Origin of the sequence: Pseudoalteromonas sp. SWXJZ94C (genome assembly GCF_015864385.1) — a bacterium.
Lineage (GTDB): Bacteria > Pseudomonadota > Gammaproteobacteria > Enterobacterales > Alteromonadaceae > Pseudoalteromonas.
Genome location: NZ_JADYXF010000013.1, coordinates 24,475 through 51,088, shown reverse-complemented (window position 1 = coordinate 51,088; position 26,614 = coordinate 24,475). Strand labels below are relative to the sequence as shown.

Here is a 26,614-nt window from a genome sequence, read left to right as displayed (position 1 = left end):
TGTGTTACACAATTAAGCGTTATTTTGTGGCATATCATTAATTTAAAATGTTAGTTTAGCTTTACTATATTGCTTTCAACTGGCGCACTCTATATTTTGCGCGATGATTTTTAATGGAAAATAAAATGAAAAAAATAATTGGTTTTAGTGCTATCGCATTAGCCGTATTAAGTGGTTGTTCTAACATATCACCTGTTTCTGTGGCGCCTCCGGCCTCTTTATTATCAGACACGTTAGTTGTAAGTCCTAACGATAACCGCGAATATAAAACACTCAAATTAGCAAACGACATTGAAGTTATTTTAGTGTCTGATCCGAGCGCGGAAAAATCGGCAGCAGCACTAAGCGTTGGTGTTGGTTTACTGCACGACCCAATGTCGCAACAAGGTATGGCGCATTATTTAGAGCACATGCTGTTTTTAGGCACCGATCGTTACCCAGACACAAAAGGGTATTCTGATTTTATGACCAAAAATGGTGGCGCGCACAATGCTTACACGTGGCTCGATATTACTAATTACATGTTTAAAATTAATAACGACGCGTTTGATGAAGGGCTAGACCGTTTTGCTGACTTTTTCAAAGCGCCTAAGTTATACCCAGAATACACAGATAAAGAAAAAAATGCAGTGAATGCAGAGTGGTCAATGCGCCGCGAAATGGACTTTTTTGGTCAATTTAAACTCGCGCGTAAAATGATGGGCGATCATCCTGCTAACCGTTTTTTAATTGGTAACCTAGAAACACTTGGCGACAAAGAAGGTAGCTCACTTCATAAAGAAACAGTTGATTTTTATAATAAATATTACTCTTCAAATATTATGAAAGTAGCGCTTATTTCAAATCTATCTATTGCTGAAATGGAGCAAAAAGCGCAAAAATACTTTGCTGATATAAAAAATAAAAATATCGAAAAGCCAACAGTGACTGCAAAAGTTGATTTTGATAACGCTGGCGGAAAACGTGTGTTTTACGCACCAAATGAAGATGTAAAACAGCTGCAACTTGATTTCACCATTGCTAATAATAATAGCGAATTTGCACTTAAGCCAAACCGGTTTGTAGCGTACTTATTAAGTAACGAAATGCCAGGCAGCCCAGCACAACTGCTTCGCGACAAAGGGTGGGTAGCACAGCTTTCAGCTTCAGCTGCACCAAATCAATATGGCAACTACGGGTCATTAAACGTAAATGTAGAACTTACGGATGAAGGTATGAAAAATCGTGACGAAATAGTTGCGACTATTATGCAGTACATCGATTTAATTAAAAAAGAGGGCGTTGATAGCAAGTACTTCAACGAAATTCGTACATCACTAAATAACCAGTTTAAGTTTTTAGAAAAAGGTGATGAGTTTAATTATGTAAGCTCGCTTACACAAAGCATGCAAGATTACCCGTTAAATCACGCTATTAATGCACCTTACTATTATGCAAAGTTTGACGCTGACGCTGTAAATAAAGTACTTGAGCAGTTAAATGCCGATACTCTTCGTATTTGGTATGTATCGCAGCAAGAAGAGACTGACTCGCAACTACACTTTTACGACGGCAAATACCGCATTAGTGATATTAGCGAACAAGAGATTGCCAGCTGGAAAAAACCAAGCGAATTTAAGTTAGTACTACCGACTGTAAACAATTTATTGCCTGATAATTTTGCAATAAAAACTCAAGCATTTAAAGAGCAAAAACACCCAGAACTTGCTTACGATAAAAATGGTGTAAAAGTATGGCGCCAAGCAAGTCAAAAATTTGCAGAGCAGCCAAAAGGGCTTGTTGAAGTTTATATAAATACTCAACCAGGTTTGAACGATATTAAAGCAGAAGTCCTTTATTCTGTTTGGGCCGATTTATATAATATTCAACAAAGTCAGTTAAGTACTGAAGCGGCCGTTGCCGGCATGAGCGTAAGCCTTGCGCCAAGTAATGGTCTTGTTTTATCTATGAGTGGTTTTACAGATAAGCAAGATGTATTGCTTAAACAAGCTTTAACCGGATTAAAAGCCGATGAAACAGCACAAGCATTTAGCCAAGCAGTTGATCGCTTTAAACGTAATTTACTAAACCAACAAAAACAGTTTCCGTATGCACAAGCATTTGGCGAGTATTCAAAACTAACGCGTACAGGTGGTTTTGATACAGACGCACTTATTAAAGCCGCTGACTCAGTGAGTGTTGCCGACTTAGCACAATTAAAAACAGCTACGTTTGCACAAAACGATTTACGCGTATTTAGTTACGGTAACTACAATCAGCAAGATATAGACGCGATTGCAGACGAATTAAGTGCAACATTACCAAACAACCATACACACAGTGAATTTGCACGCAGCAAAGCGTGGTTACCACAACCGGGCGAAACGCTGGTATTGCAAAAAGATATTGATGTAGCAGATGTAGCGGTGGTTGATATGACCGTTCACCCTGTTGCGGGTTACAAACAAAAAGCAGAAGCGGCTGTATTACAAAGCCACTTTAGAACAGTTGCGTTTGATAAAATGCGTACAGAGGAGCAACTTGCATACGCAGTAGGTGCATTAGCTCGCCCAATTGAAGATTACTCAGCAATTGGTTTGTATATTCAAACACCAGTTAAAGGACCAAAAGAAATACAAGCTCGTTTTGATAAGTTTAAAAAAGAGTACGCAGTTGAACTTGATAACATGAGCGAAGAGACGTTTGGGCAACTTAAAAACTCTACCCTTGTATCGCTTAAAGAGCAGCCTAAAAACTTAAGTGACGAAATGAGCCCGCTTATAAATGATTGGTACCGTGAAAACTTTACTTTTGATTCTAAGCAAAAGCTAATAGATGAAGTTGAAAAAGTAACACTTGCTGATATAAAAGACTACTACAAGCAAACAATGCTTAACCCTAATGCGGCACGTTTAAATGTGCAGTTACGCGGTACTAAGTTTATTGAAAGTGATTTTGCCGATTTACCAAATCAAACTAAAATTACAACGCTTGATGCCTATTACAATGGTATTAAACTACAAAAATAAGCTTTATTTATACCAATTCGCGTCAGATTTAATCTCTCAAATTGATTAAGTATTACTGCGGTTTGGTATAATACAGTTAAAAATAAACCCCAATGTATTGCTACATTGGGGTTTTTATTTAAGCAAATTCAAGCCATTATTAAAAAGCCTATAACAGCTAATGTCGCAGCAATTAGCGTGTAAGGCAATTGTGTAACGGCATGGCTCATTAAATTACAACCAGAACCTTGCGCTGCGAGCACCGTTGAATCTGAGTAAAAACACGCTTGGCTACCAAAAGAAGAAGCCGATAATAGCGCACCAATGACCAGTGGTATGTTTGCATCAACCGCATTTGCCAGTGGCATAACAATCGGAATTGATACAGCAAAAATACCCCAACTCGACCCTGTTGCAAACGCTAAAATAGCCATTGAAATAAATACCACGGCTGGTAAATATGCAGCGGTCATATAAGGGCTTAAACTGCCAATAACAAACTGAGGTAAACCAATTAAGTCGCATACATCTTTGAATATAAACGCCGCTATAACAGTACCAATAGCGGGGATCATACTTTTAAAGCCATCAAGCATGCGCTCAATCATTTCACTTACGCTCATTAATTTTTGTAGCGCATAAAACGGGAGAGTGACCGCCATTGTTGCTAGTAAGCCTTTGTATACGTCTATTTCAAAGTAAACCGTAAACGCCACCAATAAAATAATAGGCACTAAAAAGTTACGTAATTTACCTTTAGGGTCGGCATCTTCAAAGTTTTCTTCAGCTGCTTTTACTGCGTATTCATCTGCTGTTTGAACGTCACTGTATTGAGCAGGGTCGACTTGAGCTTGCTCAATTTTCGCCATTTGTTCTGCTTTTTTCATCGGACCAATTGCAGGAATAACACCTAGTACAACAAGTAAAACAACAAGCACGGCAAACCACGCGTAAAACATGTACGGAATAGCTTGAATATAAACAGCAATACCTTTGCCTTCTTCAGCAATACCGTTATCTACCAGTAAGCCACTAAAGAATACCGCCCAAGTAGATAAAGGAACAAGTACACAGATTGGTGCGGCAGTAGAGTCAACAACATAGGCAAGCATTTCACGGCTAACTTTAAATTTATCGGTAATGCGTTTCATGGTTTCACCCACGGTAAGCGCATTTAAGTAGTCATCAATAAAAATAACCACACCTAAGCAAAAGGTCATAAACAAAGATGAGCGTTTACCTTTGGTGTATTTAAGAGCTAGCTTGCCAAAAGCCGATGCGCCACCTGTACGTACTAATAGCGCGATGAGTGCACCAAAGCCACCACATACAAGTATTAGCCAGCCGATGGTTTCGTCTGTCATCACTTTTAGCGATGTACTCGCAAAGTTAGTAAGTACCTGTGCAGGGTCGGCTATAACTAAACCAACTAAAGCACCAATAAGTAAAGATAAAATAGGGCGGCGTAATACAACAGCCAATACAACCACCACTAACGGTGGTAGTAAACTCAACGCAGAAGGTTCAAGCATTTAAGTATTCACAAAATTAAAAGCATGCATAAAAATTAAAAGTATAATTTTTAAACTGCTTATACAAAAACAAAGAAGATGATAAGTTTGTTGTTAAATCATATTCCAAGTCACTGCTTTTGTACGCGCGGGATGGTCACTAAATGGTTATGTTAAATAGCCATTTTAATGAAACGCGTTGGCTTTGGCGCCAGACGGTGCAAGGAGTGCAAACCGCTATTGTTGTGCCTGTAAAAACATCAGCGCAAAAATAATCTGCTTTTTAATTTCAGTCAATAAATAAATGCATTAAATAACATTTATTTTAATCCACAAAGATCAACACGCCCTAGTATTGAACTTTCATTCATCTTAAAAAGCGAATCATAATGCCTAAAATAAAAAGCCTACGCTGTTGGGAAAATAGCGTAGGCTTTAATTATTAACTTGAACTGTAAGTAACAAACCTAAATATCATTATGATTTAACGGACTCGTAAATCCTCTTAATCAGATATAAGCTCGACCAACGTTAATAGCCTTAGTTAATGACTTATTTTAAAGCGAATTTAAAAATGTTAACAATGCTGATTGTTCTGATGAAGTGATGCTTTCATAGGCAATACGTGCACTTTCAGCCTCGCCGCCATGCCACATAATTGCTTCATTGATAGTACGCGCTCGTCCATCATGCAAATAGTTAGCGTTAGGCTTACACACATCATCACCTTGATAACCGGTAGGGTTAGTAACACCACCAGTAACACAAGCGGATAAACCTAAGCCCCAAAGTGGAGTTGTGCGCCATTCTGCGCCTGTTACATTACCAGCGCCTAAGTTATCAGCTAAACCTTCGCCCATATCATGCAATAATAAATCACTAAACGGGCGAATAGTTTGGTTTCGTAATTCGGCTAATGGTGCAAACTCACTGGTTTTCATTGTGCTGCGATGACAACTTTCACACCCAATCTCATTAAATATGGTTTCGCCTAGAATAACATTATCGTTATCAAGGTCGCGTTGTGCACGAACACCTAACAAAGAAATATATTTAACTAAATTATTTAAATTTTCATCGGACAGCTCACTACCCAATTCATTTCCACAGGTTGTTTGATTAGGGCCACAATCAGGTGTTGGCTTTACCGATGTCATTACACCCATGTCAGTATTTAATGCACCAGCAACTTGATGTTTAATAGACGTTGCATTGCCCTTGTAGCCAAAACGACCTAAACGCGTTTCACCAGTAAGTGGGTCTATTGATAATCGCGCTTTACCTGAGATACCATCACCATCAATGTCATCTTTATCTTCTCGCTCTAATATTGTTTCTTCGTTGATTGCCTCAAGCAAACCTAAGCCCACTAATTGAGGTGCCAATCGAGCTGAGAAACGGGCGGGTCTGCCACTAGAAAATTCATAATTTGGAGAGCGCAGACCATTATTTTCAGTCCATGAGGCAATTGTTACCGTACCTTCACCCAAGGCGGAGTTAATCCCAATATTACTAGGCTGTAATACACTCCCTCTCAAAAGGTCTGGCTGAGAGTCAGCATCAGCGATTGCAAATACCCACTTATCTAAAGGAACGCCGGTATCAGCAACTGAAGCCCGACCATTACGTTCATGGCAACCAGAACAAGAGGCATTAACATAATGGGTACCAGCTTTACCTACAAGCTCAGTGAAAATACCATTTTCAACACTTTCGTCGTGTCCACCCGTGGTAAAGTTAGTGTGGTGAATTCGTCGACCTAGTACAAATGCTTGACCGTTTACGTTTGATAAATTGGTAGCCATTTGCATAAAGTGGTTATCAGGTTCGTTAGTGTAGTTATAAGGTAGGGTGGTACCGCCACCTAGGCGACCATTTTGAGCAATTGGGTATGAATCTTCACGTTCAGAATTCTTATCATCGAAGTCGCCAACGGTTTTCCAAGGGGCTAAACCTTCACCAACAATATATAAATAAGTTGTTCCATAGTAGTTTGTGCGACCTTCAGGAACTGATACATCTAAAAATTGGCTCACTTCAAACTCCATACGTTGACCAACTTCTAGAGGCATAACATTAGTTGGAGACCAATTTAATGGGCGATAATCATTAATAACTAATTTATATCGATATTGATTACCTGTATCGCTTATTTTATTAAAATCATGGTCATAACTACCATTATCTAATTCAATCACTCCACCGCCAAGATTACCATGGTATTCTGCAACGGTATTTAAACCTCGATACCAAGCTCTAAATTCTTTGGCGTCTAATTTCCACTCTGTGATAAAAGTGATTTCAATTGAATCGCCGCCTTTAGCAACATAATCAACAAATTCGAATTGTGCGGTACGGTGTGTCCAATAATGCGATAAATAGTGATCGTAAGCTTGAAATTGATCCTCTTTTGCATGGCGATCCCGTCCTCTGTCTGCAAAGCGAGTAACGAGTGCATCACCACGATCAAAAGAAATAGCATGCTCAAGTACTGTTGAATTGTCATATAACGGGACAATACTACCTACGTCAGTTTCTTCTTCATTATCATTAGGCTCAATTATACAACCGACTGCATCAACAACTACGTTAGTTGCTGTGTTAGGGCATAGATCTTCGGTGTCATTAACACCATCATTATCTGAATCTGTACTATCAACAACAGCATTAAAAATATAGGTACTCCAAGGTGAGTCTTTTGCTGCTCCACTCTCATCTAAATAAGTATATGAGTACTTAATAATGTCGCCATTGCTCAAGCCCGGTAGTGTCCTGGTATTACGTGAGCCATTTATAATCATGCGAGCATTATGTTGATTATCGCTGTTTAAAATATAATGTACATCAGCCCAGTCAGATGTATTTACAAAAAATGTAATACTCGTTTGTGAGCTTATTTCAATACCAAACTGTTCATTAGCAACAACATTAGTATCTGTACTTAAGGTATTAAAAATACCTTTATTTAATTGATTATTAACCGTTGCATGTACTTGTGTGATTGAACACAAAGTAATACTAATAGCACAGCCAAGCAGTGTGCTTTTTTTCATATTATTTTCCTTAAAAAATATCCAATTACTAAGGGATTAACCTCAGTTTTTACTACACCTACCGCTTTTATCTTTTATAAAACAGATAATTAAACGTGATATATAAATGGTTTAAAGCTGTTAAATGGTAAGTAGAGTTGCGCAGGTTTTAGGGTTTTATGAAGTTAATTTTTACTTGCTAAAAACAAAGTAAGAATTAAAAAATCATTTACCAACTGCCCAATACCTTTACTCCTTACTATTAAGTTCCTTGCTTTTCGATAATTTATACCTTGTTATCGACACCGTTTTATTACTTCAAAATAGACCTCTAAATTAAGCGAATTGGTATTAAACGAGCATGTATTAATTACATTCATGTATATAAATACACAACCCAAAAGCATGAATGCAAAATACATTGTACCTAAAGTGGGGTTTACAAGGTATCGGTAAATAGTGTGGGGGATGTGTCAGAATTAGGTTTGTGTTTAAATTTAGAGGAGGTATGTTTTTAATTAAAAATACTTTGATATTTGAATTCAAAAAAATGATATTAAGTTTAAAGTTGGTTGCACAATTACGAATGGGGTTTTAGTGAGGTTTTAAGGTATGTTGGAAATGATATTTGAATCTATAAAACGCTAGGGTCTGTTGATCTTTCAAGGTTAAATTTGCAGCAGTCTGTTTGGTATTTAGGCAAGGCAGAGCCTATACAGTGTGGTTATTCCCCATAAATAGGCGATAACGTAGCATTAATGCCAAACAGGCGCTGCCCAAAGGGTTCTTCCTAGGGGCTATTTACTCTTTGTTGCTCGGTTTTGACTTAGCCCACTAGGTTACAAATCTCGCGCCGCGATTAAATAGCCCCTAGTTTGAACAAATTTTAATCCGCAAAGATCAACAGACCCTAGTCAGGGTTAGCAAATATTAGCGAATGTTATGAAATTTTATCGATGTAATATATTTGGAATATACAACAAATTATGAAAGGGCTCTAACACCTTTCGCGCTCGTTTTTCGCTCAGTATAGAGGACCTTCGACCTTTTTATGAGACATTATGCCTTCACATTTATAACTACAGTTACAGCGAGTAAAACTATAACTGTAGTTAGTGCTTTTATTTAATCACTTTGTTCTTGTACTTTTTTGTCTTTTAACGAATAAAGAAAAAATGGCACTAAAATGACCGGCAAAAAAAACAAAATAGAGAATATGCTACCCGATAATATTCCTTGTATTTTTACCATTAAGCTACCACTCAAATATAATGATAAAGGAAAAATGACCAATCCAAATACGATGTAATAACGCGTAAACATTGTGCCTATTTTGTCTTTAGTTTTTCTTTTGGAATTTGTTAAGGCTAATCGAATACCTAAAAATGGGTAAAACATTACATTCCAAGCAATAAATATACCTAAGCCGAAAGGAAGATCTTTTGTAAGTATAAGCAGATGAGCAAGGATGAAGTAGGTTGCAAATACAATGAACAAACCACCTAAGTACTGAAAAAAACCATTAACTTCAAGCGTTGGTTTGTTTTTGCTAAAACCTAATATTACGTCGTAACAAATACGATAAAACATAGAAAAGCAGATAACCAACACGAGTGAGTTAATAAGCATAATACCGCTCATAAATATTTTATGTTGTTCAAGAGAAAGTGCTCTAGATATAGTTAAATGTTGTAATTTTGAACCTATATCTCCATAGGCAAGTTCGTAAAATTGACTCAAATTACTAAAGAGATAATCGAAATTAATGCTCGTTCCGAAGTAAAAATCTTGAATTGTAAACGTAAAAGTAAAAAGGAAAGGAAGGGAGACTGTAACCCAAATAGCTAAGAGTGTTCTAAAAAAAACAGACCTTGTTAAAAATAGTAACGGTATGCACCAGAAAGGGCTAGTAATAAAATATAAAGGTTCTATTAAAGGAACATCAAGAAAGAAAAACTTTGCAGCAATAAAAAAGCTATATGCAGCGGCCAATAAAACAAGCCCGCCAACCCCAGCACTAATCATCTTCCTTTGACTTACAACATGAGCTCGTTCATCATTTCCCATTTGCATTAATTCTAAGTCGGTATAAGCGACCTCAACTTCTTTCATTTATAATTCCGTTTTAAGTTATTGAAAATAGGCAATTTACATGCTGGTTGTTACATACTTTTAAAATAATAATATATTATGAAGGGGTTCATTTTTATTAATTTTAATGACCCCTCATTCTTCTTTTTTAGCTAACTAACAAGTGCTTCTTTAGTGGAAAGCAATGAATAAGCTCAAAACTACAGTCTTGCTTGTTCTATTTCTTTAGCGACATTTAGGTTGATGTTTAGCCATATATTTTCTAGTGCCGAAACTAAACCGTCGTAACCATCATCATCAATAGGGACTAAGTTTGAAAAGTTATGGATGCTGATCAAACGCCTGCCGGTCTCTGGGTGTGTGTAATATAATCGCCAAAGACCCGATATATCTGCATTACCCTTTAAGTCACCATTAAAGTGATGTATTTCGTACTCTAGTTCGTAAAACTTTTGTTGGTCTATTTCTGTTATTACCGGCAAGCCTTTTATTACCATCCAATTAGGCATTGCGTTAAACAATGTTTGCTGAGCCGTAGCAGTTAGCATTACATCTGGCGATTCGCCCCATAAGTTGTAATTAGCAGCGTGGATTTGGTTACTGTCTATTTTCATAGCAATACCTAAGTTATTCAACGCGCCTCTAAGCACAACAGTTTGTATTCTTAGCTGTGCATCTGTTGCGCTAACATTGCGAGACGACGCCCCAATTGGTTGCTCAAACTGATAATATTGCGTCGCAGTTTGTATTGATGAACTGCATGCACTCAATAGCAAAATTAATGTGGCTGATAAAAATAGCGATTTCATTATTGCTTCCTTGGTGTTGGATCGGTAGGGAGTGACTTATCAAAAATCAACATATTGGGTTGCTCGTTTAAACCTCGGGTTAATGGTTGTAGCCCTTCACTCAAACGTTTAAATTCTTTTAACGTTTGTTGTATTTGATGGTGAAGCTCTGAACCGGCTTGGTAACTTGCCATTGTTTTATCAAATTGACGCATAGTCACTTCAAACTGCTCCATACTCTTTGTCATTTTTTCAAAGTTACGGTTAAAGTCACCAGGTAAGTTTTGCGTATCTTTTTGACTTAACAGCTTTCGCATATCGTTAGCAAGCGCTTGGTAATCAGTGAAGGTTGCTTGCATTTGCTCTAAGCTATCTTCAATTTTTAGATCGTTTACTTTATTAAGTACATCAGAAACCTGATCTGCTAGTACGGTTATACCACTAGAAATACTTGGGAAAACATCATACTGCACAAGTTTGTCTAAGTGTGCTTCTGGTGCATCAGGATAAATATCAAAGTCGACATACACAGCACCTGTTAATAAATTACCCGGTTTTAGTGAGGCGCGCATACCGTTTTTAATCCAGCCTTTTAAACTGCCTTGCCAATATTCTTTTGCTGATGAACTATCGTGATAAAGGCGTCCATATTCAACTTTTATTAATACTGGAACGGCGGTATTGTTATTTCTAAAGTGTGCAGGCTTACCGTCAATAATAACATTGGCAGGGGCTTCTACAACGGTACCAACTCGCATACCGCGGTATTCTACCGGAGCACCAGAACGCAAGCCTCTAATAGATTGCTCAAACTCAATAAGGTAGTAATCAAAGTCATAAAAGCGCTCTTCAAGTGCTTCTTTATAGCTTTGGCTTAGTGAAAAGCTATAACCATCATCTGCTATATCGCCAGGGGCTTGTTGCTCAGGCAAACCAACAGATATACCACCTTTTAAAAGTTTACTTAACGAACCTGTATTTATATTAATTCCGTCGGCAGAGAGGTCAATTTCGATTCCGGCATTAACCCAAAAAATAGAATTTAATGTAATAAGATTTTGATACGGTTCTTTAATAAAAATACCGTATTTCATTGCTTGGTTTTCCCAATCAAATGTAGCGGTTTCTATCTGTCCAATTTTATAGTTTTTGAAAAATATACCTGTACTCACATCAAGCACTTCTGCTTTATAGCTTAGTAGCTTAAAGCGCCCACCTTTAACGTCTTTACCAATAAGTGCGGGTTCGTCTTGTAATGTAAATTTTTCTTTTAATTGTTTACTTTCACCAGGCGAAAACTCTAAATACACACCCGATAAAAGGGTACTCATACCGCTTATACCGGTTTCATCAATGCGGGGTTTTACTACCCACATTTTGGCATCGTCAGTTAATAACTCGTTATAATGTTTATCTATTTGGGCTCTAGCAATTACGCTGTCTTGCGTGTCTGATAGGCGAACATGATCTATTTGACCTATTTTAACACTGCGTACTTTTATTTCGGTTTTACCCGCAATAATGCCTTCTGCTTGAGGCATCTCAATAAAAATAGTAGGTCCTTTATTCGACTGATACTGATACAGCATCCAAACACCCACTAACAGCGCAATAGTCGGAATGATCCAGATGGCGGAGATTTTAGGTTCTTTTGTTATTTCGGCTGTTTCGGTCATGCTTTAGTCTCTGAAGTTTTGTTTTTAGGTGAATCCCACAGTAATCGTGGGTCAAAGGCGTGGGCAGCCATCATTTGGCATATTACCATAATCGTAAAAAATACAATGCCTAAACCAGGAGTTACCGACATTAAATTACCCAATTGAACTAAGGCAACTAATATAGCAACCACGAATACATCTATCATAGACCATTTACCTATGAATTCAGTTAGTTGATAAATACGGGTATAACCTTTTGTGTGGCTATTAGCGGGTCTTGCAACCATGATACATAAAAAGCTCAGTACAAATGCTTTAGCGAGTGGGACAACAACACTGGCTAAAAATATAATCGTTGCAATAGGGTACGAGCCACTTTTCCATAGCGTGATTACACCGCCAATTAAAGTCGAAGGCGATTCGTCTCCTAAGCTGGTGGTGTGCATAATTGGTAAAATGTTCGCCGGAATATAGCAAACAACAGAGGTTATTAACCAAGCTGCCGCTTTTTGCACACTATAAGGATTTCTTACATGTGTTTTTGTATGACAACGCTGGCAAACATTCCCACTACATAATTGATGGCACACATGGCATGCCTTTATGTTTTCATCAATTGCACGTTTTGCATGCTGAGCACCTTCAAGTATTTTTATTGGCTTAATTTGAGCCCATAATCGGGGACGGTTTAAGTGGGCAAGCGCTGCTATATATAAAATAACAAAGCCTACATAAGCCCAAAAGCTAATACCAAAGCTAATATCAGCAAGCGACATAATTTTAACCATGCTTACGAGCACACCGATTAAAAATATTTCCGACATGATCCAAGGCTCTAGAGCAAGTGTAAATTTTAGGAGTCTCCTAGCAATGCCTTGTGGTAGTGTTTTTAATACACCAAGATGCAAAGGTATTAAAATAAGGAGTAAGCTCATAGGCAGAGCAATAATGCTTAAATCTATAAATAAGCCGAGTAATTCACTGTCGTAATTAAACAATATACGCGCGGCATCGGGTAGGGTAATCGTTTGTGTTATTCCGCTACTACTAAATGAAAGAAACGGGTAAAAAACACTGCTTAAAAGCATTAGTAAAGCGCTAAAACTAAGCGCAACAATACGGTTATCATGATTAACATCAGCTTCGCACAATTTATGATGACAATGCGGACATATAGCCATTTGTTTTGCAATGATGCGAGGGATATCAACAATTAGGTCGCAGCAAGGGCATACAGTTTGCAAATTGTTAACCTAATATAAAGTGACGTTACTGAATTTTGCTATATTTGCTGCATTAATACAACGCGAAAATCTAATTCGTACTTAGTTGAATACAAAGGCCGCGCGTTAAACTCACATTAATTACGTAGTCATTATAATTTAACACCTTCATTAAGCTGACTTGCTATACAAAGCCCGCTTAATAATTAAGTGAAGTAGGGGCAAGAAAATAGCGCAGTAAAAAGGGTTAAGTTTAGTCATTAAGGCTTAACCACTTAAAAGTTACTTGGGCATTTAAAGGGGTTTAATCAAATAACGCTACAGTTTGGCGTGTTAGTGCAATTAACTCTCCTGATTGCGACCAAATACAACCATCCTCTAATCCATAACCATCTTTTGAATGATGAGTGATTGCTTCAAAACCTAGCCATTCCCCAGGTGTTAAGTTTGGTTCTTGAACAAACTCTAAATACCACGACATGCTACTTGCAGGAGCGGGTTGTTTAAACATTTGTAAAAGTGTTGGCGGCCATGCGTCAGTAAGCGCAATAACATGGGCCTCTGTTATTTGCTCTGGTGTATGTTTAAAGCGCATCCATCCACCTAAATGAGAGGTTTCTGCGCTGCTAAATGGCATAGCGCCTTGTTGTGGACATAAATCAACGTGTTGAAAAAATGCAGGCATTTGATCTTTAACAAATGGTAAAGTATGGCGCTCATTTACTGGTTTTAAGCTTAGTGATTTTGATACAGGTACATTTATTGCTGATTCTCTACTTTTAGCAAAACATGCTTGTACTATTACACAGACTTGATTGTTTTGAATTGCTTTAGCAAGTACTTGAGTGCTGCTTTTCCCCTGGCGTAGTATTTCAACCGATAAAGAAAAAGGCGTGTCGGCAAGTAAAGGACCTACAAAATTAGTACTTAAAGACAGTAAACGACGATCCTCCGTTACCTTACCTCTTATTGCTTGATATAGCAGCGCAGCAGAAAGACCACCAAAAGCCGTTCTGCCTTGGCACCAGTTTTCTGGAAATTGCATTGTAGCCGTTAGTTGTTCTGTACTTTGTGCTTTGCCAATTTTTGCTGCTTGCTCAAGTAAGTGATCAAAATACATGGTAGATATCCTTAATAAGTGCGATTTAGTAAATTTATAACACAGAGAAACTTGTCAGACCAGTAATTAAAAGTCACTGCCAGCGCTTCAAAAACAGTCATTCCTTACAGTTATTAGGGTTATTTTGTAAATAAATCATAAAAAATGAATTTTTTTTCATTTTTACAGTTGAAATAAGTTTGGAGCAACCCTATTTACTAGTCATCGAACGTTTAACGAATATTGAAGTTGGAGAAATTTCATGGGTAAAATTATTGGAATAGATTTAGGTACTACAAACTCTTGTGTTGCAGTACTTGATGGTGGCAAAGCACGTGTTATTGAAAACGCGGAAGGCGATCGCACAACCCCGTCTATTATTGCTTATACGCAAGACGGTGAAACATTAGTAGGTCAATCTGCTAAACGTCAAGCGGTTACTAACCCGACAAACACATTATTTGCAATCAAGCGTTTAATTGGTCGTCGTTTTGAAGACGAAGAAGTACAACGCGATATCGGCATCATGCCGTTTAAAATTGTTAAAGCCGACAACGGTGATGCATGGGTAGAAGCGGGCGGCGAAAAACGCGCTGCACCACAAATTTCTGCTGAAGTACTGAAAAAAATGAAGAAAACAGCTGAAGACTTCTTAGGTGAAGAAGTAACTGAAGCCGTAATCACAGTACCTGCATACTTTAACGATTCACAACGCCAAGCAACAAAAGATGCTGGTCGTATTGCGGGTCTTGAAGTTAAACGTATTATTAATGAGCCAACTGCTGCGGCACTTGCTTACGGCATGGATAAAAACCGTGGCGAAAACGTAGTTGCAGTATATGACTTAGGTGGCGGTACTTTCGATTTATCAATCATTGAAATTGATGAAGTTGAAGGCGAGCACACATTTGAAGTACTAGCTACAAACGGCGACACTCACTTAGGTGGTGAAGATTTCGATAACCGTGTAATCAACTACCTAGTAGCTGAATTCAAGAAAGATCAAGGCTTAGACCTTAAAAATGATCCGCTTGCAATGCAACGTGTTAAAGAAGCTGCTGAAAAAGCAAAAATTGAACTTTCATCTGCACAGTCTACTGAAGTAAATCTTCCGTATGTAACTGCTGATGCATCTGGTCCTAAGCACATGAACGTGAAACTAACACGCGCTAAGCTTGAGTCACTAGTTGAAGATTTAGTAACTAAAACAATTGAACCACTTAAACGTGCACTTGCTGATGCTGATTTATCAGTAAGCGACATCAACGACATTATTCTTGTTGGTGGTCAAACACGTATGCCTTTAGTACAAAAAATCGTTGCAGAGTTCTTCGGTAAAGAACCTCGTAAAGATGTTAACCCTGATGAAGCAGTAGCCGTAGGCGCAGCGATTCAAGGTGGTGTACTTGCTGGTGACGTTAAAGATGTACTATTACTAGACGTTTCTCCATTATCTCTAGGTATTGAGACAATGGGTTCAGTAATGACTGCATTGATTGAGAAAAACACAACGATTCCTACTAAGAAATCGCAAACGTTCTCAACAGCTGAAGATAATCAATCTGCTGTAACAATTCATGTACTTCAAGGTGAGCGTAAACGTTCAAGCGACAATAAATCTCTAGGTCAATTTAACCTAGAAGGTATTCGTCCAGCACAACGTGGTACACCGCAAATTGAAGTAACATTTGATGTTGATGCCGATGGTATCTTACATGTATCTGCTAAAGATAAAGATACAGGTAAAGAGCAAAAGATTACGATTCAAGCATCTTCAGGCTTAAGCGATGACGAAATTGAAGCGATGGTTCGTGATGCAGAAGCACATGCTGAAGACGATAAAAAGTTTGAAGAACTTGTAGCTGCTCGTAACCAAGCTGACGCTTTAGTTCACGGTACACGTAAGCAAGTTGAAGAAGCTGGCGATGCATTACCAAGCGAAGACAAAGAAGCGATTGAAGCTGCTGTTGTAGATTTAGAAGCTGCAATTAAGAGCGACAATAAAGAAGAGATTGAAGCTAAAACTCAAGCTCTTGCTGAAAAGTCTCAAAAACTGATGGAAATTGCTCAAGCGAAAGCACAGCAAGGTTCAGCAGATGCAGGCGAGCAACAGCAATCATCTAAGCAAGACGACGATGTTGTTGATGCAGAGTTCGAAGAAGTGAAAGACGACAAGTAATTGTTGCTACCGCTTCTCGCTAGCCAAAAACACTTAACTCAGTTAGGTGTTTAGGTTAGGATGAACAATTGAGGCGCGCGAGCAATAGCTTGTCGCGCCTTTTGCATGTATTCAAGGTTTAAAAATTCAATGATAAATCGATGCGATTTATCGGTTTATCCAGCAGCCTACGCTGCAAATAGAAAAGAGTAGTGTGATAGATATGTCAAAACGCGATTATTACGAAGTCCTCGGCGTAAGCAAAGATGCGAGTGAGCGAGACATAAAAAAAGCGTATAAACGCTTAGCGATGAAATATCATCCAGATCGTACCGCAGGCGATAAAGATCTCGAAATAAAATTCAAAGAAGTTAAAGAAGCGTACGAAATTTTAACCGACGATCAAAAGCGTCAAATGTATGACCAACATGGTCACGCAGCCTTTGAACAAGGTGGCGGCGGTGGTCACGGTGGTTTTGGTGGCGGTCAGGGCGACTTTGGTGATGTATTTGGTGATGTATTTGGTGATATTTTTGGTGGCGGCGGTGGTCGACGCCAATCTCGTCAACAACGTGGATCTGACTTACGTTACAACATGGACTTAAGCTTAGAAGAAGCGGTTCGTGGTAAAGAAGTTGAAATTAAAGTGCCAACATGGGTTGGTTGTGAACCATGTGACGGCAGTGGTGCTAAAGCTGGTTCTAAACCTAAAACATGTACAACGTGTCATGGTGCTGGCCAAGTACAAATGCGCCAAGGTTTCTTTGCTGTACAACAAACGTGTCCAACGTGTCAGGGTCAAGGTCAAATTATTTCTGACCCTTGTAACAGTTGTCATGGTCAGGGTCGTGTAGAGAAAACTAAAACGCTTTCAGTTAAAATTCCAGCAGGCGTTGATACAGGTGATCGTATTCGCTTAACTGGCGAAGGCGAAGCCGGTATGCATGGCGCGCCATCGGGCGATTTGTATGTGCAAGTGTCGGTTCGTGAACATGAAATATTTGTACGTGAAGCGAATAATTTATATTGTGAAGTGCCAATTAGCTTTACAACGTCGGGTCTTGGTGGCGAAATTCAAGTGCCAACACTAGATGGTCGTGCAAAACTTAAAATACCTTCTGAAACTCAAACGGGCAAAATGTTCCGTATGCGTGGCAAAGGTGTTAAGTCTGTACGCAGTGGTGCTCAAGGCGATCTAATTTGTAAAGTAGTAATCGAAACGCCAGTTAATCTTAACGAGCGTCAACGTGAACTACTTAAAGAACTAGATGAAAGCATGGGCACAGACAGCTCAAAAAACCGTCCTAAAGAGCAAGGCTTTTTTGACGGTGTTAAAAAGTTTTTTGATGATTTAACTAAGTAAATTTAAATTATTATAAATAATGAAACGACGCTTTTAGCGTCGTTTTTTTTGCTTTAAACTTAATTTTTGTTACTGTTAATAAAAACACGATTAGATAGTATGACACCAGCAATAGAGCTACTTAAAAAACAAAAAATTCCTTTTGATGTACTAAGTTATGAGCACGATACAAGTAATAGCCATTACGGGCTTGAAGCGGTAGAAAAGCTAAATCTAAATAGTGAACAAGTATACAAAACCCTTGTTCTTGAAACGCACGAAGGGCAATTAATCGTTGCTATTACACCGGTATCTCAGCATGTTAACTTAAAGCAACTTGCAAAGTGTTGTGGTACTAAAAAAGTGGCTATGGCTGCCGCTCAAAAGGTACAAACTAGCACTGGTTATATTTTAGGAGGTGTAAGCCCATTAGGTCAAAAGAAGCGTTTACCAACCTTTATACATAGCAGCGTATCACAGTTTGAAAATATATACGTTAGTGCAGGAAAGCGAGGCTTAGAAGTAGCCTTAAAACCAGCTGATTTAGCCTTATTAACGAATGCTAAATTTGGCGATTTTTAATGTTTTTTAAATAAAGCAAAGTCGTTTTTGGGATAATTATAAGCGTTATATTTGCTGCATTAACAATTGTTAACTACAGTCTAAGACCTTCTGAGTGCAATAATTACGGCTAGCAAGATGAACTTTAATGATGTTGATTACTTTGCAATATTAATAGCTGCTCTTTCCTCATTTATGCTTCGTGGTGTGTGGTATTCAAAAGTAATGTTTAAACAAGCATGGTTGGAAAGCTGTGGTTTAACAGAGCTTGATTTACAATCGGCAAACCCAAATTGGATATTTGTAGGAAGTTTCATTTTTGCATTAATATCAGCGTTTACTCTATCTCTTTTTTTAGGCGCTGATGTAAGTACTGGTGAAGGCGTTTTTACTGGTTTTGCTATCGGCTTATTTTGGGTAAGTAGCTCATTAGGCTTAAATTGTATTTTTGAACAGCGCCCGGCTAAATTATTTTTAATTAACAGTGGTTATCATATATTGCAGTTCTCTATCATGGGCTTAGTTTTAGAGCTTTGGTCATAGTTTGATAAATATTGAGGTTAAATTGTAATGAATAATAACGGGTTATACTTTTTTCTTGATAGTTTTATATTAGTAAGTTAACGTTTATTCATACTTAAAATTTTAACCAGTGGTAGTAAAACGTATGAAAATACTGGTTGTTGATGATATGCCGTTAATGCGTCACGTACTAATAAATATGCTCAGAAAGTTAGAGTATGACGATATTGTTGAAGCAACTGATGGCATTCAAGCGTTTACCTTGCTTCACCAACAGCACTTTGATTTAGTGATCACAGATTTACACATGCCAAAAATGGATGGTAAAAACTTACTAAATCGTATTCGCGATGATGTTAAATTAGCTTCTTTACCTGTACTAATGGTGACCTGCGAAGATAACGGTGATCGTGTGAAAGAAATAATTGCGGCAAACGTTTCAGGTTTTATAATTAAGCCATTCAATTTAAATGTTTTGTCTACCCAGTTAAACATCGTTATTGGAAAAATGAATAAAACCTAATTTTAAATAGATTGTGGAGTGTGTAGTGGCTAAACCGAATAAAAAAGGACCTTCGAGAACAGTCGATATTTTTTGTAGCCAATGTAAAACTCAATTATATACTTATCGCAAGGGAGGAAAGGGGGCGCTTATTAAGTGTTTTGTTGAGCGTATTGTACAAAACTATACACAACAAATTGGTATTTGCCCTAGCTGTGAGCGTCAATTTGCACGCACAACTGTAATTAGAGGTGTACCTGCTTATAAGATGATTGGCGGTAAAGTTACGTTTAAATAGTCGCTAACCTCAAACCTGAATAATAAATTTATACCAGTGACTATTTTTCAGTGCTAACGGTGCTAACTGTGTTAAAAGCAATTGCAATAAACTAGCTATTGATGTTCAAATTTCCCCTGTTATTTTAAAAATCTCCTACTAAAATTTTATTAAGATTGAAGCTTATAAGTCAGTATCTAGTAAATCACTTAACCTGGTTTTAAGTACGTTAGTATAACCATTACGCTTAATTTTAATATGCCCTACCTGTGTTATGTAAACATTATCAGTGCTTATATTAGTAAACTATTGAGTAATACACTTTTATGATTATATGCAGGACATTTATCCTTGTTCGATTTAAGCAGTTTGTTAGAATCGCCCGGTTTTGCTGTTTCAATGAATGAAAAAATACCCTCCCCATGGATTGGGCCAGTTTTTTGGGTTATTTAAAAAATGGATAAAGGATAGTTTCGTGATAGCACTCTTGTTTGACATTATAGGTATGGCTGGCACCTTTTTGGTTGTTGGTTCGTTCTTTTTATTACAGCTTGGTAAGACTTCTCCGACCAGCCTAATGTACAATATAATGAATTTAACAGGGGCAATTTTATTATTAATTAGCCTGTGTTATAACTTCAATTTAGCCAGCTTTGTGATAGAAATATTTTGGATTGCGGCTTCGTTAATTGGCTTATATAAATACGCAAAAAACAAATCTACTTTAGCTGCAAGTTAATAAATTATAGATTTAGTTTTTTATAGATCGCTGTAAATACCTTTATTTACGGCGATTTTTGTTTTTATACATTCTTGATGTATTTGTTAACAAAAAGTTTATATCTCTATAAAGAATAAGTCGTTACACTAGCGCCCTAAAAATTATCTAGGCTATTTTTGTAGGCGAGCCATGTTTTCTTTTTCAAAAAAAATAATCACCATATGTATATTACTAATATTAATATTGGTATCAACCTTCTGGATCGGTCGCGCTCATGATGTTGAACAAGCAACCTATCAAGCAAAGCGCCAAGTAACACAATTAAATCATTATATTGATACTGAACTTGCTCGTTTTTCTGCTATTCCGCAATTATTAACATACAATGAGCTTATGATTAATTTTGTCAGTGGCGAGCAACAACACTATAGCGTTATTAATAATTACCTTGCAGATATTCAACAAGCTAGCGGCGCATCTGATATTTTTATACTTAATACTCAAGGAGCTGTAACAGCAAGCAGCAATTGGCAAGCAGATTATACTTTTTTGGGTAGCAACTTTGCTTTTAGACCTTACTTTAAACGTGCGTTTGCGGGTGAAAAAGTAGCATATTTTGCTTTAGGTATGCGCTCTAAAGAGCGTGGTATATATTTTTCTCAGGCGGTATATAAAGATAATAAAGCTATTGGAGTTGTTGTTTTAAAAGTGAATGTAAGTAAATTCGAAAACGACCGAGAGCTATTAAACACCTCAAAAGGCAGTCACTTTTATTTACAGCTAGCAGATGACGTTATTGCAATGTCTGATATTGAGGGATGGCGTTTAAACAGTTTTACAGAGCTCGGCATTGAAGCACGCCGTGATATTAAGTTACGCAGAGCCTATCTCGATCACCAACCGCAATATATTAAGCAGCTTCAATTTACGAGTGAAAATATTCCACATTTTAAAATAGATAAAGCGCTATATGTTACTTCATCTATGCCACTTCGTTATTTTAATGCCACTATGAACCTACTTGTTGATGTGTCTAAAGTTAATTCAGCACAAGTTCCTCGTTTATTTTGGGCATTCATTATTTATACTTTACTTATTATTATTGGTTACAGTTTACTTACCCGTTTTGCAGGCTATAAAAAACTATTGTACTCAAGGCACAGCCTAGAGCTTGAGGTTGTTGAGCGTACCCAAGCACTCGAAAAAGTGCAAACTGCATTAGTGCAATCAGCAAAGCTTGCGACAATAGGGCAACTGAGCGCGGGTATTAACCACGAAATAAATCAACCATTGAGTGCTATTAATACCTATTTAGCTTCTGCAAAACGTTTACTTGCAAAAGGCAATGTTACAGCACTTAATGAGAGCTTAATTGTTATTGAAGGGTTAGTTGAACGCGTACATCAAATTGTTGGTCAGCTTAAACATTTTAGTAAACCTTCTGATATGCAGCTTAGACCCTATCCCCTTGCAGGGCTTGTTAATAATGCTTTAATGATTTCGAGCGCGCAATTAAAGCAAGACAACGTGCAAGTAGAGTCTCCTAAATTTGATGAAACAGTTGTGGTATGGGTTGATGCACTTAAATTTGAGCAAGTGCTTGTTAACTTAATTACTAACGCCAGCCAAGCTATGAATGGCGCTATTATACGTAACTTGAGTTTTCATTTAGAGTGTTTTGAAGAGCGTGTAAAATTATCGATATTAGATACCGGCGCGGGCATTGAGCAACATGCATTTGGTAATTTGTTCGAACCTTTTTACAGTACTAAATCAAGTAATGGTTTAGGGTTGGGTTTATCTATATCAAAGCAAATAATTGACTCGTTTAATGGCTGTTTAAGTGCGCATAATCGATTAGAAGGCGGCGCTGAATTTATAATTAGCCTGTCGAGTAAAGAATCAAGCAATCAAGCAAATATTGAAAAAACGCCTACTCAGGAAAATCAAAATGATTGATAACACATTGTGTAAACATGTCGTCGTCATTGATGATGAAGCGATGATAAGAGATTCGCTTAAGCAACTGCTAACACTCGAGGGTTATGTTGTAGAGTGCTTTAATGACGCAAGCACCGCTTTGAGCAAGCTCAATAGGCGCTTTATGGGCATTATACTTAGCGACATTAATATGCCCGTTATGGATGGATTAACACTCCTGGAGCAAGTAACCGCATTTGACAGCGAGCTGCCGGTAATATTTTTAACCGGTTATGCAGATGTATCTGTTGCCGTTAAAGCAATGCAGTTAGGTGCATACGATTTATTTGAAAAGCCTCTTAACGAAAATTTACTCGATTGTTTAGCAAGAGCGTGTGATAAACGCCGCCTTGTTATGGAGAATCGCGCGTTAAAACTTGCAGTGCAAAAAACTTCAGCGCCAGGCGTTCGTATATTGGGTGATACACCTAAAATGCAGCATATGATGCATTTACTAAATACCGTTATAGACACGCCTACCGATGTAATGATTGAAGGCGAAACGGGCACAGGCAAAGAGCTTGTAGCACGTTATTTACACGATCAGAGTAATCGCTCAAGCAGCAACTTTGTTGCTATTAATTGTGGTGCAGTACCCGAACAATTGATAGAAAGCGAACTGTTTGGCGCAGCAAGTGGAGCATACACGGGTGCTACGCAAAGCCGTAAAGGTAAGTTTGAATATGCACAAGGCGGTACGGTATTTTTAGATGAAATAGAAAGCACCCCCATGTCGTTACAGGTTAAGTTATTACGCGTATTAGAAGAGCGAAAAGTAACCCCCGTAGGTGATAATAAAGCTATTGATTTAGATATAAGAATTGTTGCAGCGACTAAAGTAGACTTACTATCGTTAGTTGAAAAGGGTGAGTTTAGAGCTGATTTATATTACAGGTTGAGCTTAGTTAAAGTAAATATTCCGCCTTTACGAGAGCGAAAAGCAGACATACTTTTATTGTTTAAACATTTTAGCTCAATAGCAGCGACTCGTTATCATAAAGCTCCAGCACCTTTAAACAGTGAATTACAGCAGCGTTTATTAGCTTACGATTGGCCAGGAAATGTGAGAGAGCTTAGAAATCAAGCTGAGCGCGCTGTATTATTAGGTGTTGAACTTGCGTTTTCGGTTACAAAAACACAAACCTTAGGTGAGCTTTCACCGGATTTAAGTCTATCTGAAAAAGTATCGTTTTATGAGCAATCACTTATCGAAGACGCACTTGAGAGAAACCATGGAAGTATTAAAAATACTATGGAAACATTGCAAATTGCGCGTAAAACCCTTTACGATAAAATGAGTAAATACAGCCTTAACCGCGATATGTTTATCGATTAAATGTGTGGATAAAGTGACAAGCCTTGCTTTTTAGTGTGTGGGATTTCGCACATTGATGTGTAAATAAAGTACATGTTTAATTTTAAGGTTATGAAATAAATAAGTTTTATATCATTGGCAGTGTGCTTGCTTAGTAAGTTCCGACAATAAGTAGATTCTAATAATTAGGACACACAATGATAAATTTCAAACACACCACTATTTATCTAGCTTCAATAAGCTGCTTAACCACATTTTCGCATACTGCTTTAGCCGTTGATTACACTGTATATGGTAAAGCCGAAGTACAAATTGCTAATACTGACACCGGTATTATGCGTTACGCTGAAAAAGGCACACAAATAGAAGCGCCTTATTCGCGTATTGGTATTAAGGGCGATCATAAACTTAACGAATATTTAAGTGCTGTTTTTAAATATGAAGTACAAGTTAAAGGTTTTGAAGAAGATGATACTGAAGAGCCTTTTACTGCACGTAATACTTACTTAGGTTTAAAAGGTGCTTTTGGTGAAGTTGTTGTAGGTCGTAACGACACTCGCTTTAAATACTCTGAAGGTAAACTCGATAACTTTAACGAAACTCAAGCCGATATGGCACAGGTTATTGCTGGTCAAGACCGCCTCGGTGACACAATAACTTACACCTCAAACTATTGGCATAATACGCAGTTTTCATTTACCTACGCTCCTAAAGACGATAATAAAGATAATGAAGCAGGTTTTGCTGCTACGCTTATTTATGGTGATCGTAATTTAAATAATACGCCATATTACTTATCGTTAAGCCATGTTGATTCACTTAATAATATTACTGCAAGCAGAATTGCCGGTGTTTATAAGTTCGAACAATTACAACTTGGTGCGTTATACCAACATTCAGAATCAGTAGATGGCACAAAGTCGGGCAATGGTTACGTATTAAGTGCAAGCTATGCCCTCGATAAGTGGGTGCCAAAAATTCAATTTGCTAAAGATGACTCAACTCTTCGTCAAGCATCTGAGGCAACGCAATGGAGCACAGGCCTTGATTATGTATTTGATAAGCAAACTACAGCTTATCTTTTATATACCGATCTTAATTTAGAAGAACAAGACGACAGCAGTGTTGCGCTTGGTCTTAAATACAAGTTTTAGAGGCTAGCCATGACAGATAATATATTGACGCAAGAACCAGATAAGAACAGACATTTTCAATGGCTTTTTTTAGTACTGGGCCCTTTAGTAATGCTATTAACATGCTTACTTGATCCGCCAACAGGAATGTCGGTTGCGGCATTTAAAACCGCAGGTTTAGCGTTTTGGATGGCATCGTGGTGGGTAAGTGAAGTTGTACCAATTCCGGCAACTGCATTGCTACCACTGGTAATATCACCACTTGCTGACATAGCAGCAATAAAAAGTGTGGCTGCGCCGTATGCACACCCGTTAATCTTTTTATTTTTAGGCGGATTTTTAATCTCAATTGCTATGGAGCGTTGGGGTTTACATAAACGTATTGCATTAAGCACCATGTTATATGCGGGTAAAAAACCAAGTTTACAAATTTTAGCTATGATGCTTGTTACTGCATTTTTATCTATGTGGATGTCTAATACTGCGACAGCCGTAATGATGTTGCCTATTGCACTTTCAATTACTAATTTGGTTAAGCAATCAGACCCTGAAAATGATGGTTTTGGGAAAGCCTTACTGTTATCAATTGCCTATGGTGCCAGCATTGGTGGTATTGCTACATTAATAGGCACACCGCCTAATGCATTAATGGCTGCTTACTTATCAGATAGCTACCAGATAGAAATTGGCTTTGCTCAATGGATGATTGTAGGTGTACCACTTTCTTTAAGTATGCTAATCATTAGCTGGGTTTGGCTTACTAAGTTTGCGTATAAAGTAGATGCTAATGCTAAAGATAATCAAAAAATTGATACCAAAGCGGTATTTTCTGAACAGTTAAAAAAGCTTGGAATAATGCAACGCGCAGAAAAAGGCGTATTGTTTGTATTTGTGCTTGCTGCACTTTGCTGGATATTTAGACCTTTATTGGGTGATATAACCGGTCTTAAAATTTCAGATACTACAATTGCAATTGCTGCGGCATTACTGCTGTTTGTAATGCCTGCTAATAAAGGCAGTGATGAGCGTATTCTTGATTGGCAAAATGCCTCACAAGTGCCTTGGGGTGTATTATTATTGTTTGGGGGCGGACTTACGCTTGCATCTCAAATTAAATCGTCAGGTCTTGCTGAGTTTATTGCTCACATGATTGAAGGCGCAAGTGCGATTCCTCTTGTTATGAGTGTGCTTGTTGTGGTTGCTTTAATTACATTTTTAACTGAAATTACAAGCAATACAGCAACCGCTGCAGGTTTCTTACCGTTATTAGGCCCTGTTGCTGAATCGATAACAGGTTCACCCCTTGTATGGGTTATTCCTGCTGCTATTGCGTGTAGTTGCGCATTTATGATGCCTGTAGCAACACCACCTAATGCGATTGTGTTTGGCTCAGGGCAAATACAAATGCGCGACATGATAAGAGCAGGCTTTGTACTAAACATCGTCGCAATTGTTTTAATAACACTTGTAACAATGACGATTGCAGCCCAAGTATTTGGCTTTTAAAACTGTACTAAATTAGTTCCAACCAACCTATATCAGAGTAGTTTTGTTTAAAGTTATAACTTAAAGCAAAGCTACTCTTTATATCCAATCTATTTCAGTTAAATTCACGCCATTAGTGTTCAAAAGAGTTGCTTAGGGTAGATTTACCCTTAAAAACTCAAGTTATATATTACGCTTTCAAGCAAATTAGTGTTATTGCTCGAGAAAC

The 26,614-nt window shown here is 37.8% G+C and carries 19 protein-coding genes; 12 read left to right on the top strand and 7 right to left on the bottom strand.

Going from position 1 to position 26,614, the window contains the following annotated elements:
- Positions 1-125: 125 nt before the first annotated feature.
- Positions 126-3,008: an insulinase family protein gene (locus I6F65_RS07475; RefSeq protein ID WP_197112250.1), complete on the top strand. Its 2,883-nt coding sequence runs from the start codon at positions 126-128 to the stop codon at positions 3,006-3,008.
- 128 nt (positions 3,009-3,136) lie between these two features.
- Here the strand turns inward: I6F65_RS07475 and I6F65_RS07470 are convergent, their stop codons facing one another.
- From I6F65_RS07470 to I6F65_RS07440, 7 genes are all read right to left on the bottom strand, one after another.
- Complete coding sequence (locus I6F65_RS07470) at positions 3,137-4,519, bottom strand: Na+/H+ antiporter NhaC family protein (protein ID WP_197112248.1); 1,383 nt, start codon at positions 4,517-4,519, stop codon at positions 3,137-3,139.
- 536 nt (positions 4,520-5,055) lie between these two features.
- Positions 5,056-7,551, bottom strand: a complete 2,496-nt coding sequence (locus I6F65_RS07465; RefSeq protein ID WP_231613132.1) for a di-heme oxidoredictase family protein — start codon at positions 7,549-7,551, stop codon at positions 5,056-5,058.
- Positions 7,552-8,655: 1,104 nt separating this feature from the next.
- Complete coding sequence (locus I6F65_RS07460) at positions 8,656-9,642, bottom strand: hypothetical protein (RefSeq protein WP_197112246.1); 987 nt, start codon at positions 9,640-9,642, stop codon at positions 8,656-8,658.
- 179 nt (positions 9,643-9,821) lie between these two features.
- A complete protein-coding gene (locus tag I6F65_RS07455; RefSeq protein WP_197112244.1) occupies positions 9,822-10,430 on the bottom strand; it encodes a PqiC family protein in 609 nt (202 codons plus the stop codon).
- The gene (pqiB, locus tag I6F65_RS07450) at positions 10,430-12,085 is read right to left on the bottom strand and encodes an intermembrane transport protein PqiB (RefSeq protein WP_197112242.1); all 1,656 of its coding nucleotides are present in this window, start codon (positions 12,083-12,085) and stop codon (positions 10,430-10,432) included. Before pqiB ends, I6F65_RS07455 begins: the two co-directional genes overlap by 1 nt.
- Entirely contained in the window at positions 12,082-13,248 is a 1,167-nt protein-coding gene (locus I6F65_RS07445) for a PqiA/YebS family transporter subunit (protein ID WP_024610938.1), read from the bottom strand. The genes pqiB and I6F65_RS07445 overlap by 4 nt, the downstream gene beginning before the upstream one ends.
- Positions 13,249-13,594: 346 nt before the next feature.
- Positions 13,595-14,410 (bottom strand): thioesterase family protein, encoded by an 816-nt coding sequence (locus tag I6F65_RS07440; RefSeq protein WP_024610937.1) that lies wholly within the window; start codon positions 14,408-14,410, stop codon positions 13,595-13,597.
- Between the two features lie 241 nt (positions 14,411-14,651).
- Here I6F65_RS07440 and dnaK point away from each other — a divergent pair, with 241 nt between their 5' ends.
- From dnaK to I6F65_RS07385, 11 genes are all read left to right on the top strand, one after another.
- Positions 14,652-16,568: a molecular chaperone DnaK gene (dnaK, locus tag I6F65_RS07435; protein ID WP_166113899.1), complete on the top strand. Its 1,917-nt coding sequence runs from the start codon at positions 14,652-14,654 to the stop codon at positions 16,566-16,568.
- Between the two features lie 202 nt (positions 16,569-16,770).
- Positions 16,771-17,910, top strand: a complete 1,140-nt coding sequence (gene dnaJ / locus I6F65_RS07430; RefSeq protein ID WP_024610935.1) for a molecular chaperone DnaJ — start codon at positions 16,771-16,773, stop codon at positions 17,908-17,910.
- A 99-nt stretch (positions 17,911-18,009) separates the two neighbouring features.
- On the top strand, positions 18,010-18,471 hold the full coding sequence (gene ybaK / locus I6F65_RS07425; protein ID WP_166113896.1) for a Cys-tRNA(Pro) deacylase: 462 nt from the start codon (positions 18,010-18,012) through the stop codon (positions 18,469-18,471).
- 117 nt (positions 18,472-18,588) lie between these two features.
- On the top strand, positions 18,589-18,993 hold the full coding sequence (locus I6F65_RS07420; protein WP_166113893.1) for a DUF1761 domain-containing protein: 405 nt from the start codon (positions 18,589-18,591) through the stop codon (positions 18,991-18,993).
- 124 nt (positions 18,994-19,117) lie between these two features.
- On the top strand, positions 19,118-19,495 hold the full coding sequence (locus I6F65_RS07415) for a response regulator (protein ID WP_024610933.1): 378 nt from the start codon (positions 19,118-19,120) through the stop codon (positions 19,493-19,495).
- Positions 19,496-19,520: 25 nt separating this feature from the next.
- Positions 19,521-19,772, top strand: coding sequence for a hypothetical protein (locus I6F65_RS07410; RefSeq protein WP_024610932.1), 252 nt, complete (start codon positions 19,521-19,523; stop codon positions 19,770-19,772).
- A 454-nt stretch (positions 19,773-20,226) separates the two neighbouring features.
- Positions 20,227-20,490: a hypothetical protein gene (locus tag I6F65_RS07405; RefSeq protein ID WP_024610931.1), complete on the top strand. Its 264-nt coding sequence runs from the start codon at positions 20,227-20,229 to the stop codon at positions 20,488-20,490.
- Between the two features lie 171 nt (positions 20,491-20,661).
- Complete coding sequence (locus I6F65_RS07400; RefSeq protein WP_197112240.1) at positions 20,662-22,431, top strand: cache domain-containing protein; 1,770 nt, start codon at positions 20,662-20,664, stop codon at positions 22,429-22,431.
- Positions 22,424-23,788, top strand: coding sequence for a sigma-54 dependent transcriptional regulator (locus I6F65_RS07395; protein ID WP_024610929.1), 1,365 nt, complete (start codon positions 22,424-22,426; stop codon positions 23,786-23,788). The genes I6F65_RS07400 and I6F65_RS07395 overlap by 8 nt, the downstream gene beginning before the upstream one ends.
- A gap of 176 nt (positions 23,789-23,964) precedes the next feature.
- Positions 23,965-24,921 carry a porin gene (locus I6F65_RS07390; RefSeq protein ID WP_197112238.1) on the top strand — a complete coding sequence of 319 codons (957 nt, stop codon included), beginning with the start codon at positions 23,965-23,967 and terminating at the stop codon, positions 24,919-24,921.
- A gap of 9 nt (positions 24,922-24,930) precedes the next feature.
- Positions 24,931-26,406 carry a DASS family sodium-coupled anion symporter gene (locus tag I6F65_RS07385; RefSeq protein ID WP_024610927.1) on the top strand — a complete coding sequence of 492 codons (1,476 nt, stop codon included), beginning with the start codon at positions 24,931-24,933 and terminating at the stop codon, positions 26,404-26,406.
- Positions 26,407-26,614: the final 208 nt, after the last annotated feature.